This is a genomic window from Pseudoalteromonas shioyasakiensis (assembly GCF_001550135.1).
GTDB lineage: Bacteria > Pseudomonadota > Gammaproteobacteria > Enterobacterales > Alteromonadaceae > Pseudoalteromonas > Pseudoalteromonas shioyasakiensis.
The window spans coordinates 1-12,917 of the sequence record NZ_LRUE01000013.1 but is presented as its reverse complement, the minus strand read 5'-3'; the positions used below and the strand labels follow the sequence as shown (position 1 = coordinate 12,917).

The following is a 12,917-nucleotide window of genomic DNA, read 5'->3' as shown; positions in this document are numbered from 1 at the left end:
CTCCTTCGCGGTTAAATTAAGTCAAAGGGCGTTTTAAATTACGCCAATTTATATTGCTTGCTAACAGCATTTCTCTTAATGACAAACGCTTAGGTGTGATGCGTTTATTAAATTGCCATTGATGACCGCAACACGCCGCTGCCATCACCGCCTTTGCAGGCTTAAGCAATTGAATATGCGTGTTTTCTAGCGATTCACCGGAAGTATCAAACCAACCAAGCTCGTTGCAATGTACCTTATTGTCGCTTACTTGATCTAAGCTGTCTATGCGAACGGTTGTACATTGCTCGTCATTAATTAACACGGGAACAATTAACCCGCGCTTAGCATGTTGACTATAAAAGTCTTTTGAGTCTCTTTTGTTATAAACAGGCGGCGTTGTTTTTTGTTTTTCAAGCCAACTGCCATTTTGTGAATCGAGCTGTAGTGGCGCATCACCACTGACAATACGCATAGCTAAACGCTCAATATAGTAAGGCAGGCTTGCTAATAAACGTTTTAGCCTTGCTGTATCAGGTTCATCAACTAAACGCGGGATCTCACGAGCATAAAATGCATTACATAACTGCGCATACAAAGCTCGCTCGGCATCAGTTTGCCAAATTTCGGCTTGTTGCGAGTGTTCGCTCTGTGAAGTTGGTTTAGACAATGCGCGCTCTTATAAAACAATTGCTTGACTGTTTTATAGCATAGAGCGTTTATTGAGCGCTACTTTACTGCGCCTTTTTTACCCAATTTTGCGTTACCAGTTTCTAAAAACTGCACCACTGCATCACGCTTTTTACCTAATAACAAACTACCATCAGCTAAAAACATAAAGTTTTGCCAACAACGTTTAAAAACGGCAAAGCTGGTTTCAATAATATTGTCGCGAGCCATGCAAAAATAAACAGTGGTGTTTGCTTCCCACTCTAAGTGGTTAAGGATTTCTTCTGGTAACTGCTCATCGCCCGCTTCCCATGCACTTTCCCAGTTAATGGTCTCTGAAAAGCTGTCGTCTTTGCCGCACCAATCTGTTTTATCAAAAAAGTCAGGGTGATCATGCTCGCGGCTCACCATAGTAGTCCATAAAACCGCAGCGCGTTCAGCGCTCATTGGTTTAATTTGTGCTGCGTCTTCGCTGCTTATCGGCATATCTTTATGACGAAAAACCCAGGCTTTTTTGTATTCATCTAACGAAATATAATTCATAGTTTAGGCAGTTTGTTTCAGCGTAAAATGTGCAAACTGCAATTATACCCAAATGACTCCAAGATGCGAGATAAACACATGACAATCAAACCCGGTATTTACCAACATTACAAAGGTCCAAAATACAAAGTTGAATATGTTGCTACTCATAGCGAAACGAATGAGCCACTGGTAATTTATCAAGCGCTATACGGCGAATTTGGCATGTGGGCACGCCCGCTTAGTATGTTTACAGAAACCGTCACTGTGGAGGGTAAAACGATACCGCGTTTTGCATACCTTTCAGACGCCGACTAACTGTGGCATCATGACGCTATTAATCACTGCTCAGACCAGATAAGGTGACATCGTGCTTTTTAATTCAACCGACAACTACATTGCCAGTAACTCATTAAAACAAGCGGTTAACGCAGCGATCTTGCTCGAAAAACCGTTGCTAATAAAAGGTGAGCCTGGCACAGGTAAAACCATGCTGGCCGAGGAGCTTGCAAAAAGCTTAGACACCACACTAATTCAGTGGCACATCAAATCAACCACTAAGGCGCAGCAAGGCCTGTATGAATATGATGCGGTATCGCGCCTTCGCGACAGCCAGTTAGGTGACGAGCGAGTGCACGATATCAGCAACTACATTGTAAAAGGGAAATTATGGCAAGCCTTTACTTATGGTGAGCAACATAACAAGCGCCCTGTACTATTGATTGATGAAATCGACAAAGCCGATATTGAATTTCCCAACGACTTGCTATTAGAGCTCGATAAAATGGAGTTTCATGTTTATGAGACCGGCGAGCGCGTTATTGCAAAGCAACGTCCGATTGTGATCATTACGTCGAATAATGAAAAAGAGCTGCCAGATGCCTTTTTACGTCGTTGTTTTTTCCATTACATTGATTTTCCAAGTAGTGAAGAAATGGCGCAAATTATCGATGTGCATCACCCTCACGTTAAACAAGACCTAGTTCGCCAAGCACTTGAGGTGTTCTTTAATCTACGTGACGTAAACGGCATTAAGAAAAAACCATCAACCAGCGAATTACTTGATTGGTTAAAACTGCTGATGGCTGAAGATATAGATGCTAAAACACTGCATGATAAAAGCCAAAAAGGCGGCTTAATGCCAATGTTTGGCGCGTTATTAAAGAACGAGCAAGACATTAGCTTAGTCGAAAAACTTGCGTTTATGAGCCGCCGTTAAGATGTTAATTGCGTTTTTCTTCAAGCTTCGCGAATACCGCTTACCTGCTAGTTTGCGAGAGCTACTTGATTTGATCAATGCGCTCAAGCAAGGGGTTATTTTTGCCGATGTTGACGCGTTTTATTACTTAGCGCGTACCATCATGGTCAAGGATGAAACCCACTTTGATCGTTTTGATAAAGCCTTTGCAGATTACTTTAGTGGTGTGGCCGACCTTGATCTGCTCGAAAGCTTAAAACAGCAACATGCCTTGCCTGATGATTGGCTACGCAAAGAGTTTGAAAAGCACTTAAGTGAAGAAGAAAAAGCGCAATTACAAGCCATGGGCGGCCTTGATAAACTCATGGAAACCCTCAAGCAACGCCTTGAAGAGCAGCAAAAGCGCCATGCTGGAGGTAATAAGTGGGTAGGTACCGGTGGCACTTCGCCATTTGGCGCCTATGGTTATAACCCTGAAGGTGTGCGTATTGGTCAAGACGGTAACCGACATCGCCGTGCGGTAAAAGTATGGGATAAACGCAGCTACCGAAACCTTGATAGTGACCGTGAAATCGGCTCGCGCACCATTAAACTCGCTCTAAAAAAACTTCGTAAATTTGCCCGTACTGGTGCAAGCGATACTCTCGATTTAACCGAAACCATTCGCGCAACCGCAAAGCAAGGCGGCATGCTCGATGTAAAAATGGCACCAGAGCGCCATAATGCGGTAAAAGTATTGATGCTGTTTGATATCGGCGGTTCAATGGATGATTACATTCATACCTGTGAAGAGTTATTTAGTGCCGCCCACAGCGAATTTAAGCATCTTGAGTTTTACTATTTTCATAACTGTTTGTATGAGCATGTTTGGCAAGACAACGAACGTCGTCACTCTAACGTCATTGATACCATGACCTTGATTAACAAGTTCACCAGCGACTACAAGGTGATCTTTGTTGGTGATGCCACCATGGGTCCTTACGAAATAGCCTACCCCGGTGGCAGCGTTGAGCATTGGAATGAAGAACCCGGCAGCGCTTGGCTAAACCGCATAACCAATCACTTTGATAAAGTCGCCTGGCTCAACCCACAACCCGTTGAACACTGGCGCTATTATCAATCGATAGATTTTATAAAGCAGTTAATGGACAACCGCATGTACCCACTCACGCTAGATGGGATTAGTAATGCGATTAGGGAGTTGAGTTAAAGTTAGAAAGTTAGAAAGTAGAAAGTAGAAAGTAGAAAGTAGAAAGTAGAAAGTTAGAAAGTTAGAAAGTTAGAAAGTTAGAAAGTTAGAAAGTTAGAAAGTTAGAAAGTTAGAAAGTTAGAAAGTTAGAAACTCTAAAATACCTAGTATCTAAGTCAAGCAGCTCGACAACTTTACTCTTTCCCCTAGTAACTCGCTAACTGTCAATCTGACAGCTCTAACTTTACTCTTTCCCCTAGTAACTCGCTAACTAAGCGAGTTTCCAAACCAAAAACACTAGCGCAAAGCCCACCAAATAAGCTAAGCCTAGCCAGCTTAGGGTGCGTAATAAAGGTGAGTGATGAATGCTGGGTTCTGAGCGTACTAAACTAAAGTTCAGCCATGCAAATACGGGAGTGGTTACAAAAGCGAGGGTCATAGCAAAAGTGAGCATTGGGCCAAGGGCTGATTTAAAGAATAAAATCACTGCCATGCCAGCAAATGCTTGTAGTAATAACCACATATTTAAACTGTGTTTAGATTGTTTAATCGGTAGCAGTTTATGCGACTCATTTAATGTTCTGGCGTAGCCATCAAGCACTGTTAGCGTGGTGCCAAACATACATAAAAAAGCGATACCTGAAACCAGTGGCCTTGCCCACTCGCCCATAGTGAGGGCATACATATCAATTAGCTGCTTTGCAAAAGCGACTCCACCTAATTGCACTGCTTGTGCTTGGCCATATTGCACTAACACACCTAATGAAAAAAACACTAACGCAAGTGCTGCGGTAAGCCAGTAGCCCAAATTAAAATCAAACAAGCCTTGTTGCTTTGTCACGGCTTGTTGATGCTGCTTTTCTTTTAGCCACAGTGAGCTGATTGCTGATATTTCAATGGGTGCAGGCATCCAGCCCATGAGCGCGACCATAAAGCCAAGCATGGCAAGCTCATACGGCGACGGGCCCACATAGTCAACTGGCGCCATTGGGCCATTATTAATAGCGACAACTAGCGCAGCCACGGTTGTAACCGTTAGCAGCCCCATAATGAGCTTTGAGACATTATCGAGCGCCTTAAAGTGCCCCAACAACAAAATAAGCAAACACACAACTAAGATCAGCCAGCATAATAAGGTTACAGAAACAGTGACAGGTAATGCATAGTGCAGCAGACTGGCCGTTAATAATAAAACCCCTGCAGTATTTACTACCGCAGCGACAATATTAAGCGCAATAAAACTATAGAAATACCCCGGCCCTTTTTGCTTGTAGCCCTCAACTAAACTTTGTTTGGTCGCAAGGGTGTACTCCATGCCAAATCGAAAGAATGGGTACTTCAATACGTTTACTACAATGATTAGCCAAAATAGCTGCCAGCCGAATAATGATCCTGCTTGTGTTGATGCTACTAGATGTGAGCCACCAATGGCGGCTGTAGCCATTAAAATTCCCGGCCCTAATGCATTTAATTTAGATTGCCAATTTGATACTGCTGATTGCATAAGTTATGTGTGTTTTATTCTTAGTAACAAGCAACTTACAGCGTTTTGTGTGAGATTGGAAGCTGAGCAAGTTAGCAAGTTAGCAAGTTAGCAAGTTAGCAAGTTAGCAAGTTAGCAAGTTAGCAAGTTAGCAAGTTAGCAAGTTAGCAAGTTAGCAAGTTAGCAAGTTAGCAAGTTAGCAAGTTAGCAAGTTAGCAAGTTAGCAAGTTAGCAACACTAGACTGCCTACCACTTGTGTCAAGTAACTCGCTACTCTTTGGTTTTTTAATCTGACTTCTAACGACTGATATCTAATATCTCCATTTTTGTTCGGCGTTAAAACGCCTCCTACGTCTCAAACTCGCAAACTTTCCCCTTTACTCTTTCTAACTCAATACCTTTACTCTTTCCCCTAGCAACTCGCTAACTTTTGGAACTTCAATCTGACGGCTGACGGCTGACGGCTGACGGCTGACGGCTGACGGCTGACGGCTGACGGCTGACGGCTGACGGCTGACGGCTGACGGCTAATAGTTAAATATTAAAACCAAAAAAGCCAAGCGTTTCGCAACGGTTGGCTTTTTCAGATTTAGTTTTAAGTCTAGCCGCTTAGGCTAGTGCTCTGTAATTAGCTCAGGTTCATTTCCTGAATGATTTCGTGGGCAATTTCCGGTGTTGTACTGACCGGCTTTTCGTGTAGTTTGGCTTTCATTTGCCCTTTACGATGTTTAAGTGATGCATCTAGTTTTTTTGCAGCACCTGCGATAGCTGGGTACATCACATCATCTTCAGCTTTTACAGATAAACGTGCGCCTTCATAGGTTGTACTAATCTCAGCCTGATACTTATTGTGTTCTTTTGAAAGAATAATATCGAGTGATATTAATGATGGAAAATGGCTAGCAATTTTCGAGAACTTCTCGTTGATATGAGCTCTAACAGCCTCAGTAACGTCAACATGATGACCAGAAATATTAATCTTCATAGGGTATCCTTTTTTCTTGTTACCTCACAGTTAGTATTGGGGGCGAATTGAATTAACACAAGCGAAATTTGCAGATAATTAGTAATTGATTGTAACCACAGATGATTTAGATCATGCGTTGCGGATAAAATATGCAAAAGCCCGCATCACACGGGCTTTTCAGAGAGGTTAACAACTGCTCATTAACTGTACGAACAACAGTAGTCAGCAAACTCGCTGACCTTTACTAGAAAGGTAACATTTGCATCAACGGTAAATGACTCTCCAGCTTGCATTGTTTGCCATTCACTCTCACCGGGTAAAAGCACTTGCCAACTGCCACCGTTAAGCTCCATCAACTCTTTTTTGCTCGTAGCAAACTCAAACTCACCTGGTTGCATAAAGCCTAACGTCTTCGTGCTGCCATCAGCAAATACCACAGTACGGCTAGACACTTTACCGTCAAAATACACATTGGCTTTTTTCAGCACACTTACATTATCAAACTGAGACATCCTCACTCCTGTTGTTTTGTTTTAAATCTAATCCACCCTGCCCGAATTTCAAGTGCGCAGCAACTGAAGATTATTCAATTAAAACCATTATTTAAGCTGGCTTTTTATTATCTTTAATAAACTGAGCAAGTAAGAAAACAAAGAAAGTTCCAGGTAGACCAACAATAAACAACAATGGGGTTAATACTCTTGGAGATGTTCCATTAATGTAAAACTTACCATATAAGAAATTACAAATTAGCCAACCAGCGAGAATAAGGTACGATAACAAGCTCGTATTTTCAGCCTTCAATTCGCAGCTTCCGAAAGCAACGTCGACTAATAAAAGATCAAACGATATACACTGACTTGTATTTAGTGCGTAAAAAGTAAGTGCTGTCATAGATATTAAAGTGATTGCTGTAATGATGTATTTCATGGTCATTTCCTTATTAAATTAAAAGTAAAAAGAAGCAAGCAACTGCCTCTGTCATTTCAATTTAAATGACTCTGAAAATTACACCATAATTTAGCCATTACTTAATCATCACTTACTTATAACCAAAGTTATAACTATAATCACACCAATAACAATACCTATAAATCAAAAAGTTAGCTAAAAACTTCAGCTATAAATTGATACCCTCTTTTCATCTGGGACTTTATATATTTAGGGTTTTTTGTATCAGTATCTGAAAAGGCATTTCGCAACTTACTAATTACTCGGCGAATAGCAGTGTCGGTGACTATTTGATTTTGCCAAACATTGCTGTGTAGCTCTTCTAAGCTGACGACTCTAGGTTGTTGTTCTATTAGATAGCTAAGTACTTGCATCATTTTTGGTTCTAAATAAGTTACTTGCTCATCTTTTGAAATGCTTTTTTCTTCGTAATTAAATGTATATTCACCGATCATCAAAGTGCTTTGGTCAGAAAGAGAAAAGCTTTTTTCCTCCACTTCTTGAGTATCTTCTTGCTCACTTTTTCTCAGCACTTTTTTATAATTTCTACTAATTAACTTAAAGCTGTAAGTCACTAAAAGAACAATTGGGCTAAGTGGTAGAGAGAGAATAAAAAGTAAAGATAGTAAGTAAGCATTAACCTTGCTTTTTACTAATAACTGCCCAAAGAAAACAACCGCAAGCACCCATAAAATAAATGGCAAATCGATACTAATACTTTCAAGATCGTCTCCACAAACACCCACTCGAAAAAACGGCATATCAAAACATAAAGCAAAGCTATTAAAACTAGCTAACAGTAAAGCCAGCATATACAACCATTTCATTTTCATTCCTTAAATATTACTTTGACTGGACGATAATATAGCAAAAAGCCCCTATTAACTAATCTCTTACAACACATTAGGAAAGCTTAACAACTTGCATGATGTGATAATTGAAGAGAGTTCTTTAGCACATCACGAGGAGTGAGGTTTATAGTGAATGTGTTGGGTTTCACTCCGTTCTACCCAACCTACCAGTCAAACACAAAAAAACCCGCGCTGTGGTTTTACAGGGCGGGCTTTTAAATTTTAGCGACTAAAGCTTAGAACAAGGCGTTTGCTTTGTTTACGATGTTTTCAACAGTGAAACCAAAGTGCTTGAATAACTCGCCTGCAGGTGCTGACTCACCGAAGGTCGTCATGCCAACTACTGCGCCGTTTAGACCTACATATTTGTACCAGTAGTCTGCGATACCCGCTTCGATTGCTACGCGGCGTGTAACGCTTGCTGGTAGTACGCTTTCTTTATAGGCAGCGTCTTGCTCATCAAATAAATCAGTTGAAGGCATAGATACCACGCGTACTTTTTTACCTTGTGAACGAAGTTCTGCAGCGGCATCTTGTGCAAGCTGTACTTCAGAACCTGTTGCAATAAGGATAAGCTCTGGCTCACCGTCACAGCTAAGTACGTAACCACCTTTTTTCACATCTGCTAACTGCTGTGCGGTACGCGTTTGTTGCTCTAGGCCTTGGCGAGTGAAAATCAGTGACGTTGGGCCATCTTTACGCTCAATAGCTTGTTGCCATGCAATCGCAGACTCAACTTGGTCACATGGACGCCAGTTCACTAGATTAGGCGTTAAACGCATGCTTGCAATTTGCTCTACTGGTTGGTGCGTTGGGCCATCTTCACCTAAACCAATTGAATCGTGCGTGTAAACGAAGATGCTTGGCTGCTTCATTAATGCGGCCATACGTACTGCGTTACGTGCGTATTCCATAAACATTAAGAATGTAGCACCGTAAGGAATAAAGCCTTTATGTAATGCAATACCATTCATGATCGCTGACATACCAAATTCACGTACACCGTAGAAAATGTAGTTACCGCTAGCATCGTTAGCTTCTAGGCCTTTTGAGCCATCCCAAAGTGTTAAGTTAGAACCTGCAAGGTCAGCAGAGCCACCCATGAATTCTGGTAGTAACGGGCCAAACGCGTTTAATGCATTTTGTGATGCTTTACGTGTTGCTGGGTTTGCTGGGTTTGCTTGTAGCTCTTCGATGTAAGCTTGTGACTTTTCAGCCCAATCAGCTGGTAACTCTCCATTTGTACGGCGTTTAAACTCAGCAGCAAGTTCTGGGTGTGCACTTGCGTAAGCGGCAAACTTTTCGTCCCAGCTTGCTTCTAGTTGCTTACCTTTTTCTTTGCCATCCCACTCGCTGTAGATATCAGCTGGGATTTCAAATGCATCGCCAGTCCAACCTAGGAATTCACGAGATGCTTTAATTTCGTCTTCACCTAGTGGTGCACCGTGACAGTCATGGCTACCTGACTTGTTAGGTGAACCGTAGCCAATCACTGTTTTACAACAGATTAATGATGGCTTATCAGTGATGCTACGCGCTTCTTCGATAGCGGCGCGAATTGCATCAGGGTTATGACCATCAACATCGCTAACTACGTGCCAGCCATATGCTTTGAAGCGCGCTGGTGTGTCATCGCTGAACCAACCTTCTACTTCACCATCAATTGAGATGCCGTTGTCATCCCAAAATGCAACTAGTTTACCTAGGCCTAATGTACCGGCTAATGAACAGGCTTCGTGTGAAATACCTTCCATTAAACAGCCATCACCCATGAATGCATACGTGAAGTGATCAACAATATCGTGGCCTTCACGGTTAAACTGTGCAGCTAGCGCTTTTTCGGCAATTGCCATGCCCACTGCATTTGTGATCCCTTGACCTAATGGACCCGTAGTAGTCTCAATACCTGGTGCATATCCATACTCTGGGTGACCTGGTGTTTTTGAGTGCATTTGACGGAAGTTTTTAATTTCCTCTAGTGGTAAGTCATAGCCACTTAAGTGCAGTAGAGAATAGATCAGCATTGAACCGTGGCCATTCGAAAGAATAAATCGATCTCGGTCTGCCCACTCTGGATTCGTTGGATTGTGCTTTAGATAATCGCGCCATAGTACTTCTGCGATATCTGCCATGCCCATAGGGGCGCCAGGGTGACCAGATTTGGCCTGTTGTACTGCGTCCATTGATAAGACGCGAATAGCATTTGCAAGTTCTTTGCGTGATGGCATGAATTCTCCTACCTTTATGTATTTGCGCTGGTTGTTTATGAAGCCCCATTCTTACTTATTGTAAGGGTACAGTGCAATTAAAAATCCGCATTAAATGCACCAATTATGGGCGTTTGTTAAGAACAATACGTTATTAGTAATTTTAAATAGACGTCTAGGCGTAAAATTACTATGCAAACATATTTGTTTTAGATAAAATACGCCCCTTAATTTTTTAGCGCTATTACCGACGTTTGTGAAGCGCAATATTTGTGAGCAGAAATACAATGGCAAAACATTTATTTACTTCTGAATCTGTTTCTGAAGGTCATCCGGATAAAATCGCGGACCAAATCTCTGACGCGGTTCTAGATGCTATCCTTGAGCAAGATTCTCATGCCCGTGTTGCATGTGAGACTTATGTTAAGACTGGTATGGTGATGGTTGGTGGTGAAATCACAACTAGCGCTTGGGTTGATATCGAAGAAATCACACGTAAAACAGTACGTGAAATCGGTTACACGCACTCAGACATGGGTTTCGATGCTGACTCTTGTGCAATCCTAAACACTATCGGTAAACAATCTCCAGACATCAACCAAGGTGTTGACCGTGCTCGCCCTGAAGAGCAAGGCGCTGGTGACCAAGGTCTAATGTTCGGTTACGCATGTAATGAAACTGACGTTTTAATGCCTGCACCAATCACTTACTCACACCGTCTAGTTCAGCGTCAAGCTGAAGTTCGTAAAAGCGGTGAGCTTAACTGGTTACGCCCAGATGCAAAATCTCAAGTAACGTTTGCATACGAAAATGGCAAGCCTGTTGGTATTGATGCCGTTGTTCTTTCAACTCAACACTGTGATTCAATCTCACAAAACGACTTAGTTGAAGCGGTAATGGAAACTATCATTAAGCCGGTTCTTCCTGCCGAGCTAATCTCTAGCGCAACTAAGTTCTTCATCAACCCAACTGGCCGTTTCGTTATCGGTGGCCCAATGGGTGACTGTGGTCTTACAGGTCGTAAAATCATCGTTGATACATACGGTGGTATGGCTCGTCACGGTGGTGGTGCTTTCTCTGGTAAAGATCCATCAAAAGTTGACCGTTCAGCTGCATATGCTGCTCGTTACGTTGCTAAAAACGTGGTTGCTGCTGGCCTTGCTGACAAATGTGAGCTACAAGTTTCTTACGCTATCGGTGTTGCAGAGCCAACGTCTATCAGCATCGAGACATTTGGTACAGGTAAATTAGAAGAAGCGCGTCTAATCGAATTAGTACGTGAGCACTTCGACCTACGCCCTTACGGCTTAATCCAAATGCTTGATCTTGAGCGTCCTATCTATCAACCGACTGCGGCATACGGTCACTTCGGTCGTGATGAGTTCCCTTGGGAGCGTACAGACAAAGCAGACGCACTTCGCGCAGCTGCAGGCCTGTAATAGGTTTGATAAAATGAAAAAAGCGCCTTTTGGCTAATGCTGATCAGTTAAGAAGTTGATCAGTTGACCGATCAGAATGATCATGCACAATCCGTAGTTAGGCAACTAACTACGGATTTTTTTGTGAATATAGAACAAGCTCTTCATTCTGCTTTCGAAGAAAGCACTCGTTATCACACGTTTGAAAAATTATCTGAAATTTTATCTTCTGACCTGATTGAACAAGGCTTTCAACAAGCTGGAGTAGCCACAGTTAGAAAGCGCAGGTTGCCTTTAGAAGCTGTGCTTTGGTCTGTTATTGGCATGGCATTATTTCGTAAAGAATCTGTCTGGAATATTGCGAATAAACTAGACATTATGCTGCCTGGCAAAAATCAGTTAGTCGCCCCGAGTGCCATGGTTCAAGCTCGCCAGCGATTAGGTGATGACCCCGTTAAGCAAGTCTTTAATAAAGCTGCTGATAATATGTACCATACAGAAGAGTTTGACACGTGGGCTGGGTTAAATTTATTAGCGGTTGATGGTGTTGTTTGGCGTACGGCCGATTCAGATGAGAATCGTGAAGCATTCTCATCGGCTAGCAACCAATATGGTGATACAGGATTCCCACAAATTCGCATGGTTTGTCATATGGAACTCACCAGCCACCAACTGATAAGCAGTGAGTTTGATAACTATAAGACGAATGAAATGAAGCTTGCTGAACGACTGATTGAGCGTACACCTAACCACTCGTTGACCATGTTTGATAAAGGGTACTATTCACTGGGCTTGTTAAATCGATGGCACAGCACTGGAGAAGAAAGGCATTGGCTAATACCTGCAAGACCTGATTTACAATACGAAGTCGTTTCTAAGGTTGGTAACAATGACCTGATAATTGAGCTCAAAACCACTAAGCATGCGCAAAAGAATTTCCCCGATGTTCCCGAAGTTATTAAAGCAAGACTGGTTAGTAAAACCATAAAAGGTAAAAATTACCGAATATTAACCTCGATGGTAGATAGACTTCGTTTTCCAAGTAGCGAAATAGTTGATTTATACAGCCATCGCTGGGAAATAGAATTAGGGTATCGAGAAATAAAGCAAACAATGCTAGATAGCACATACCACCTTCGGAGTAAGCGCCCTGATATGGTTAGACAGGAGCTATGGGGGATCCTCCTCGCATACAATTTAATTCGAAGGTTGATGACCCTAGCAGCAAAAGCTGAAGGAATATGGCCTAACCAACTCAGTTTCTCAAGCTGCTCGATGGCAGTTATTCAATACTTTTCATCAATATCAATTATGAGCCCCGGTAATATTCCAATTCACTGGGAGCATCTGTTAGGTACGCTGAGACTATTTAAACTGCCACCTAGAAGAGAAGATAGGCGATACCCAAGAGCGATAAAGCCTAAGCCATCAAAGTACCCACATAAAAAAAGAAATGCCAGTCAGCTTAACTGACTGGCATTGG

Annotated in this window: 13 protein-coding genes; 5 read left to right on the top strand and 8 right to left on the bottom strand. The window is 42.2% G+C overall.

Annotation, left to right across the window (positions count from 1 at the left end; translation table 11 throughout):
- Positions 1-16 precede the first annotated feature (16 nt).
- On the bottom strand, positions 17-649 hold the full coding sequence (locus PASHI_RS05375; protein WP_062564835.1) for a hypothetical protein: 633 nt from the start codon (positions 647-649) through the stop codon (positions 17-19).
- Positions 650-708: 59 nt separating this feature from the next.
- Positions 709-1,191, bottom strand: a complete 483-nt coding sequence (locus tag PASHI_RS05370) for a DUF2947 domain-containing protein (RefSeq protein ID WP_062564834.1) — start codon at positions 1,189-1,191, stop codon at positions 709-711.
- Between the two features lie 63 nt (positions 1,192-1,254).
- Here PASHI_RS05370 and PASHI_RS05365 point away from each other — a divergent pair, with 63 nt between their 5' ends.
- Genes PASHI_RS05365 through PASHI_RS05355 form a run of 3 tightly spaced genes read left to right on the top strand, consistent with a single transcriptional unit; the run spans position 1,255 to position 3,578 of the window.
- The gene (locus tag PASHI_RS05365; RefSeq protein ID WP_371319660.1) at positions 1,255-1,488 is read left to right on the top strand and encodes a DUF1653 domain-containing protein; all 234 of its coding nucleotides are present in this window, start codon (positions 1,255-1,257) and stop codon (positions 1,486-1,488) included.
- Positions 1,489-1,540: 52 nt separating this feature from the next.
- Positions 1,541-2,389 carry an AAA family ATPase gene (locus PASHI_RS05360; RefSeq protein WP_054560907.1) on the top strand — a complete coding sequence of 283 codons (849 nt, stop codon included), beginning with the start codon at positions 1,541-1,543 and terminating at the stop codon, positions 2,387-2,389.
- Between the two features lies 1 nt (position 2,390).
- Complete coding sequence (locus PASHI_RS05355) at positions 2,391-3,578, top strand: vWA domain-containing protein (protein ID WP_062564833.1); 1,188 nt, start codon at positions 2,391-2,393, stop codon at positions 3,576-3,578.
- 250 nt (positions 3,579-3,828) lie between these two features.
- Here PASHI_RS05355 and PASHI_RS05350 read toward each other — a convergent pair whose 3' ends face one another.
- From PASHI_RS05350 to tkt, 6 genes are all read right to left on the bottom strand, one after another.
- Complete coding sequence (locus PASHI_RS05350) at positions 3,829-5,001, bottom strand: NRAMP family divalent metal transporter (protein WP_425272495.1); 1,173 nt, start codon at positions 4,999-5,001, stop codon at positions 3,829-3,831.
- 667 nt (positions 5,002-5,668) lie between these two features.
- Positions 5,669-6,025: a ribosome hibernation-promoting factor, HPF/YfiA family gene (gene hpf, locus PASHI_RS05345; RefSeq protein WP_054551132.1), complete on the bottom strand. Its 357-nt coding sequence runs from the start codon at positions 6,023-6,025 to the stop codon at positions 5,669-5,671.
- A 182-nt stretch (positions 6,026-6,207) separates the two neighbouring features.
- Positions 6,208-6,519, bottom strand: a complete 312-nt coding sequence (gene ppnP / locus PASHI_RS05340; RefSeq protein ID WP_054551131.1) for a pyrimidine/purine nucleoside phosphorylase — start codon at positions 6,517-6,519, stop codon at positions 6,208-6,210.
- 91 nt (positions 6,520-6,610) lie between these two features.
- Complete coding sequence (locus PASHI_RS05335) at positions 6,611-6,937, bottom strand: hypothetical protein (RefSeq protein ID WP_062564831.1); 327 nt, start codon at positions 6,935-6,937, stop codon at positions 6,611-6,613.
- A gap of 173 nt (positions 6,938-7,110) precedes the next feature.
- A complete protein-coding gene (locus PASHI_RS05330; RefSeq protein WP_240701461.1) occupies positions 7,111-7,785 on the bottom strand; it encodes a winged helix-turn-helix domain-containing protein in 675 nt (224 codons plus the stop codon).
- A gap of 260 nt (positions 7,786-8,045) precedes the next feature.
- Positions 8,046-10,037 (bottom strand): transketolase, encoded by a 1,992-nt coding sequence (tkt, locus tag PASHI_RS05325; protein WP_054560913.1) that lies wholly within the window; start codon positions 10,035-10,037, stop codon positions 8,046-8,048.
- Positions 10,038-10,303: 266 nt separating this feature from the next.
- On the opposite strand from tkt, the gene metK reads away from it, so the two are divergent.
- Complete coding sequence (metK, locus tag PASHI_RS05320) at positions 10,304-11,455, top strand: methionine adenosyltransferase (protein WP_054551125.1); 1,152 nt, start codon at positions 10,304-10,306, stop codon at positions 11,453-11,455.
- A 123-nt stretch (positions 11,456-11,578) separates the two neighbouring features.
- Positions 11,579-12,907, top strand: a complete 1,329-nt coding sequence (locus PASHI_RS05315; protein WP_062564240.1) for an IS4 family transposase — start codon at positions 11,579-11,581, stop codon at positions 12,905-12,907.
- The last annotated feature ends 10 nt before the right edge of the window (positions 12,908-12,917 follow it).

Coding starts and splice junctions, on each gene's coding strand:
- PASHI_RS05370 (WP_062564834.1), bottom strand. CDS start 1,191: ATGAATTATATTTCGTTAGATGAATACAAAAAAGCCTGGGTTTTTCGT.
- PASHI_RS05365 (WP_371319660.1), top strand. CDS start 1,255: ATGCGAGATAAACACATGACAATCAAACCCGGTATTTACCAACATTAC.
- PASHI_RS05355 (WP_062564833.1), top strand. CDS start 2,391: ATGTTAATTGCGTTTTTCTTCAAGCTTCGCGAATACCGCTTACCTGCT.
- PASHI_RS05350 (WP_425272495.1), bottom strand. CDS start 5,001: ATGGCTACAGCCGCCATTGGTGGCTCACATCTAGTAGCATCAACACAA.
- hpf (WP_054551132.1), bottom strand. CDS start 6,025: ATGAAGATTAATATTTCTGGTCATCATGTTGACGTTACTGAGGCTGTT.
- ppnP (WP_054551131.1), bottom strand. CDS start 6,519: ATGTCTCAGTTTGATAATGTAAGTGTGCTGAAAAAAGCCAATGTGTAT.
- PASHI_RS05335 (WP_062564831.1), bottom strand. CDS start 6,937: ATGAAATACATCATTACAGCAATCACTTTAATATCTATGACAGCACTT.
- PASHI_RS05330 (WP_240701461.1), bottom strand. CDS start 7,785: ATGAAATGGTTGTATATGCTGGCTTTACTGTTAGCTAGTTTTAATAGC.
- tkt (WP_054560913.1), bottom strand. CDS start 10,037: ATGCCATCACGCAAAGAACTTGCAAATGCTATTCGCGTCTTATCAATG.
- metK (WP_054551125.1), top strand. CDS start 10,304: ATGGCAAAACATTTATTTACTTCTGAATCTGTTTCTGAAGGTCATCCG.